6 protein-coding genes are annotated in these 6,141 nt (G+C 32.0%); all 6 read left to right on the top strand.

Going from position 1 to position 6,141, the window contains the following annotated elements:
* The first annotated feature begins 218 nt into the window (after positions 1-218).
* Entirely contained in the window at positions 219-815 is a 597-nt protein-coding gene (locus tag EV214_RS18290; RefSeq protein ID WP_132248421.1) for a 5' nucleotidase, NT5C type, read from the top strand.
* Between the two features lie 349 nt (positions 816-1,164).
* Complete coding sequence (locus EV214_RS18285; protein WP_132248419.1) at positions 1,165-2,100, top strand: YIEGIA family protein; 936 nt, start codon at positions 1,165-1,167, stop codon at positions 2,098-2,100.
* A complete protein-coding gene (locus tag EV214_RS18280; protein ID WP_132248417.1) occupies positions 2,100-2,294 on the top strand; it encodes a capping complex subunit for YIEGIA in 195 nt (64 codons plus the stop codon). Before EV214_RS18285 ends, EV214_RS18280 begins: the two co-directional genes overlap by 1 nt.
* Positions 2,295-2,412: 118 nt before the next feature.
* Positions 2,413-3,732, top strand: coding sequence for a DUF512 domain-containing protein (locus EV214_RS18275; RefSeq protein ID WP_132248415.1), 1,320 nt, complete (start codon positions 2,413-2,415; stop codon positions 3,730-3,732).
* 19 nt (positions 3,733-3,751) lie between these two features.
* The gene (der, locus tag EV214_RS18270) at positions 3,752-5,074 is read left to right on the top strand and encodes a ribosome biogenesis GTPase Der (protein WP_132248413.1); all 1,323 of its coding nucleotides are present in this window, start codon (positions 3,752-3,754) and stop codon (positions 5,072-5,074) included.
* Positions 5,075-5,242: 168 nt separating this feature from the next.
* Positions 5,243-6,141, top strand: an 899-nt coding sequence (locus EV214_RS18265; protein WP_132248411.1) for an NAD(P)H-dependent glycerol-3-phosphate dehydrogenase, incomplete at its 3' end; no start/stop codon positions are given.

Raw genomic sequence — 6,141 nt, 5'->3', positions numbered from 1 at the left:
GATCTAAAAAAGATGACTCCTGTTCAATACAGAAATCATCTTCTTAATGTAGCATAGGCTTTTTTAAATTGTCCTTGACAAAGGGTACATTTTACTTTTTAGAACGGTTTTTTATTTTACACAAAATTAATATGTAGCTAATATACTTTTAAAATAGGTGTTATAAAATCAATATAAGGATAAGAAAAATTACTTTTATAAAAGAGAGGAGTTTTAAAGTGAATAGATTAAATATTTGTGTAGATATTGATGGTACACTTACAGAACCCTATTATTGGCTAGATAAGGCAAATAATTATTTTAAAACAAATATTGAACCAAAACATGTTACACAATATGATATTCATGAAGTTATAGGGATTTGCAGAGAAGATTACTTAAATTTTTATAAACAGTATGGGGAAGAAATTCATTTAAGTGCAAAACTACGAAACGATGCAAGAGATGTTCTTGAAAGAATTGAAAAAAACAATAATATCTATTATGTTACAGCGAGAGAAGCGCGTATGCAGGATGTAACAAATAAATGGTTTGAGCGCAATGATTTACCTAATGGGAGATTGTTTTTACTAGGAAGTCATTATAAAGTAGAAAAGGCAAAGGAACTGAATTGTCATATATTTATTGAAGATCGATATGAAAATGCAATCCAATTAGCATTAGCAGGCTTTCATGTGCTTTTAATAGATTGTGAATACAATAGACAGCCCTTAATTTATGGTATAACAAGAGTATTTAGTTGGAAAGATGTTTATAAAAAAATCATAAATTATAGCCAATATAAACCCAATAAAGACATGGAGGAAATTGCATAGATATAAAAAAACAGTCAGTTGTCTGACTGTTTTTTTAGTAAAGATTTTTATTATGGACGGATAATGTAGCTACTATATTTTTGTTTTTTGACTTAATGTAAGTGGATTAAGTTCTTTTGCATAATTTTTTTCAAGGATATTTTCAAATTCATCTACACGGTCCAATATATTCGCCTCCATTTTGTGAAAATATAGCAGCATTAAACATATATATTTTACTATGACAAAATTAAAGTTTTATCAAAGTTTTGTTAATGGCTTGTTAATTTAAGATATAGAAATATTTTTTCATAAAACCATTAGAATAACAAATAATAATAGAAGCATATACAGAAATAGGAGGGTGTTTATGAATGAATTCGGGGTACAAATCATTATATCTTTAATAATGGGACTATTAGCAAGAATTTATATGATTCGCATAGATCAAAGACAATATCCTAGTTATCCACAAGGGTTGATTTCACATTTAACATTAGGAATAATTGCGGCATCTTTAGGCGCTGTAGCGATACCTGCTTTAGTGCAAAAAGAGTATAGTGCAGTAACTTTTTTAGCGCTAGCAGCACAACAATTTCGAGATGTACGGAGTATGGAAAGGCAAAGCCTTGATAATATTGAGCCAACAGAGTTAGTGCCAAGAGGAACGGCTTATATTGAAGATATTGCAAAAGCTTTTGAAGCAAGAAACTATATGGTGATCATTACTTCGTTGGTAACGGGTATTACATTTTATAGTATAAAATTAATGAAATTCACCATCATTCTTCAAATATTCTTTGCTGTGCTCATGGGTGGTAGTATTGCATTTTTGTTAAAAAGATTATTGAGGCGACAATTGATTATGGAAATAGCAGAAGTAAAATCTGGACATATTCATTTTGATGGGCCACTACTTATGGTTAATGATGTTGTTATTATGAATATTGGACTTAAGGCATCAAGAAAAATTTATGAAGAGAATGGACTGGCTGTTGAAATCATACCAAGAGATGCGAATGCGAGAGCGACTCTTGCAAATGTTGGACAAAGACAAGCGATACAACATAATACATCTATTCAGCTAGGGATTAGAAAAGATGTAGATGAACCAGATTTTACACCTATTGCTAGAAGAAACCCTCATAACGGAAATATTGTGATGGCGATCATACCAATGGAACCAAGTATAGAGCTGCTTATAGAAGCAGTAAAGAGAACGCCTGTGCTTGAAACAGCCAAAAGAAAACCTTTAGAATCTAAAGCAGGATCAAAAGAGAATAATCAATTGAAAGGAGAACTATAATGGATTTTGGAATTACGGAGAGTATCATTGCCATTATTACAACTGATAGAAGTATGATTTCAACAACAACAGTGCCGATATTTTACGCAAAATCAGAAGATGAAAAGGAGAAACTATCACTTTTGGTAGCTAAAATAACAAAGGGGATGGTTCATGATCTTGAAAATGGTTCTTATGTGATTGTTAGACACTAATCATCTTGACGGAATATGCAGGAACATGGTATGATTACAAATCATGGTGTAGGATAATAAATTTTATGATATAATTTAAAAGCAGATATTAAAACTAGATTTTAAGTAGGTGTGGATCATGACAAAAAAAGCCCAACAAAATATTATTTCAAAGGTGTATGAAAAAGGTAAAGCACAAAAATTAGGGATAGAGAAGGGTGATAAACTTCTCAAAATAAATGGACAATCTATAGCAGATGTTATTGAATATATGTTTATTATAGCAGATGAATACCTAGAAATAGAAATAGAAAAAAAAGAGGGTTGCATAAAAAAGTATTCTATTTATAAAGAATTTGATGAAGATTTAGGGATTGAATTTGAAAACCCGATTATTGACCAAGCGAAAAGTTGTCAAAATAAATGTATTTTTTGCTTTATAGATCAATTACCTCCAAATATGAGAAAAACATTATATTTTAAAGATGATGATTCAAGACTATCTTTTCTACAAGGGAATTTTATCACATTAACAAATATGACTGATGTAGATATCGAAAAAATTATAAAATATCGAATTAGCCCTATTAATATTTCAATTCATACAACAGACCCAGCCCTTCGTATAGAAATGCTACATAATAAAAGGGCAAAAAATCTTTATGCAAGGTTAGAGAGACTTGCAGAGGCAGGAATAAAAATGAATGGACAGATTGTTTTATGTCCAGGTGTAAATGACAAAGAGAATTTAGATAAAACGATTCATGATTTATCGAAACTTTATCCAAACGTTGAAAGTATTGCAATTGTACCAGTAGGAATCACAAAATTTAGAGAGGGACTTTATCCTTTAACCATTTTTAATCAGGAATCTGCTACGGAGGTAATAAATCAAGTTGAAAATTTGCAAGACAAATTCTTGCAAAAATTAAATACACGTTTTGTTCATCTATCAGATGAATTTTATGTTTTAGCAGATCGAAAATTACCTAAATATGAAGATTATGAAGGCTTTGCACAGATCGAAAATGGTGTAGGACTCATGACGAAATTTGAACATGAATTGATGGCTTATCTAAAAAAGATAAATAAAAAAAATCTAGCTTATAGAGAAGTAAGTGTTGCAACTGGGAAATCGGCGTATAAATTTATGAACAGATCATGCAAAGAAATAGAGAAAAAGTTTAGAGATTTAAAAATAAATGTATTTGAAATAAAAAACAATTTTTTTGGTGAAACAATAACCGTAACTGGATTAATAACAGCTACGGATTTAATTGAGCAATTAAAGGGAAAACCTTTAGGGGAGCAGCTGATGATCCCATCGTGTATGTTAAAAGCAGACGAACAAATTTTCTTAGATGATTTGAGTGTAGATGATTTAGAAAAATCATTAAATACGCGTGTCGTCGTTACAAAAATAGATGGAGAAGATTTTGTCGAAAATGTGTTAGGATAAATAGTGGAGGTGTGTTTTAATGGCTAAGCCCATTGTTGCAATTGTAGGAAGACCTAATGTTGGAAAATCTACATTTTTTAATAAACTAGCAGGGAAAAGAATCGCGATTGTTGAGGATAAACCGGGTGTTACAAGAGATCGGATTTATACAGATGTAGAATGGTTAAATCATTCTTTTACGCTAATAGATACAGGTGGATTAGAACTTGAATCAGATGATGTTTTGTTATCGCATATGAGAAATCAAGCGAAAATGGCAATAGAAACTGCGCATGTAATTGTTTTTATGGTAGATGGTAGAGCAGGGTTGGTTTCTGATGATGAGGAAATTGCGAATTTACTAAGACGAGCAGGAAAACCTGTTCTTTTGGTAGTCAATAAAGTAGATACAAGTAATCTACCCGTATCCTTTTATGATTTCTATCAGTTAGCATTAGGGGAACCTGTGGCAATATCTTCTACAAATGCATTAGGATTAGGTGATTTGTTAGATGAAATTGTTGCGAGATTTCCACAAAATGAAGAAGAAGATTATGAAGAGGATATTATAAAGGTAGCTGTAATAGGAAAACCAAATGTTGGAAAATCTTCTATTATCAATACGCTATTAGGCGAAGAAAGAGTGATTGTAAGTGATATTGCAGGAACTACTAGAGATGCCATAGATACACCATTTACGCATGGTGAGGATGAATATGTTTTTATTGATACGGCTGGAATTAGACGAAAAAGTAGAGTAAATGAAAATATTGAAAAATATAGTGTCGTTCGTTCTCTAAATGCAATTGAGCGTGCAAATGTATGTATGCTGATGATTGATGCTACAGAAGGTGTGACAGAACAGGATAAAAAAATTGCAGGATATGCCCATGAAGAGGGAAAAGCTACCGTGATTGTTGTGAATAAATGGGATCTTCTTGAAAAAGAAACCAATACAATGAATCAATTTACAAAGAATATTAGAAATGAATTGTCTTTTATGCCTTATGCACCAATTTTGTTTGTTTCAGCAGTTACAAAGCAAAGAGTGCACCAAATTCTTGAAACAGTGAAATTTATCGCAAATCAGCATTCAATGAGAGTGCCAACGGGTAGATTAAATGATGTGATTAGTGAAGCGATATTACTCAATCAGCCACCATCAGATAAAGGAAAGAGACTTAAAATATACTATGTTACACAAGCATCTGTTCGTCCACCTAAATTTGTTATATTTATTAATGATAGAGAGTTGACCCATTTTTCTTACAGCAGATACATTGAAAACAAAATCAGAGAAGCATTTGGTTTTGAAGGGACACCCATTAGTATTATACATAGAGAAAAAAATGATAAGATATAATCTGAACTTTTTAAGAATATAGATAAATGAAGTGATTATAGGATAAATTAATATTTGATAAAGGTTTTAGATGCTTCTTATTTGGACTTATTTAGGTGCAAATTGATTGATGAGAGGAAACCTAAAATAAGGTAATATTTTGCTTATTCTAAAATAGGAGGATTTACAATGAAATCAAATGTTTGCGTAATTGGGGCTGGAAGTTGGGGAACTGCTTTAGCCATTTCCCTTTCAAAAAAAGGACATAATGTGAATTTGTGGATGAGAAATGAAGCACAATTTTTACAAATAAAAAAAACAAGAGAAAATATAAAATACTTACCAGGGGTAATTTTGCCTGATAATATTAAACTATTTTCTAATATTCAAGATGGAGTAATGAATACAGATGTTATTCTTTTGACAGTATCTTCGCAATCTGTGCGGCAAGTAATTCAAAGCTTTAAAGAAGTAGTTTGTGAAAAACAGATTATTGTAAATGCGGCAAAGGGGATTGAAAATACTACATTACTTAGAATATCAGAAGTAGTGAAAGAAGAGCTTCCTAGGAATGCTTTTGCAGTTTTATCAGGACCCTCTCATGCAGAGGAAGTATGTAGAGATATGCCGACTACATTAGTTGTGGCATCCCATTCAAAATCTGTAGCAGAGTACATACAAGATGTATTTATTTCACCTAAACTAAGAGTTTATACAAATCCTGATGTGATCGGTGTTGAACTAGGTGGTGCTTTGAAAAATGTTATTGCCCTAGGAGCAGGAATATCGGATGGCTTAGGCTTCGGAGACAATGCAAAGGCAGCGCTTATGGCTAGAGGAATAACAGAAATTTCAAGACTAGGTCAAGCGATGGGAGCAGATGTCAATACTTTTGCAGGACTTTCGGGTATTGGAGATTTGATTGTAACATGTACCAGTATGCATAGTAGGAATAGAAGATGCGGGATTCAGATTGGTGAGGGAAAAAAATTAGAGGATGCAATGGATTCGATTGGAATGGTTGTAGAAGGTGTTGTTACCACAGCGGGTACTTATGAACTGGCTGAAAAATTTAACGTAGACATGCC

It is taken from the genome of Marinisporobacter balticus (assembly GCF_004345705.1).
In the GTDB taxonomy this organism is placed as follows: domain Bacteria; phylum Bacillota; class Clostridia; order Peptostreptococcales; family Thermotaleaceae; genus Marinisporobacter; species Marinisporobacter balticus.
The sequence above is the reverse complement of the archived record's forward strand: the minus strand, read 5'-3'. Positions and strand labels throughout refer to the sequence as shown.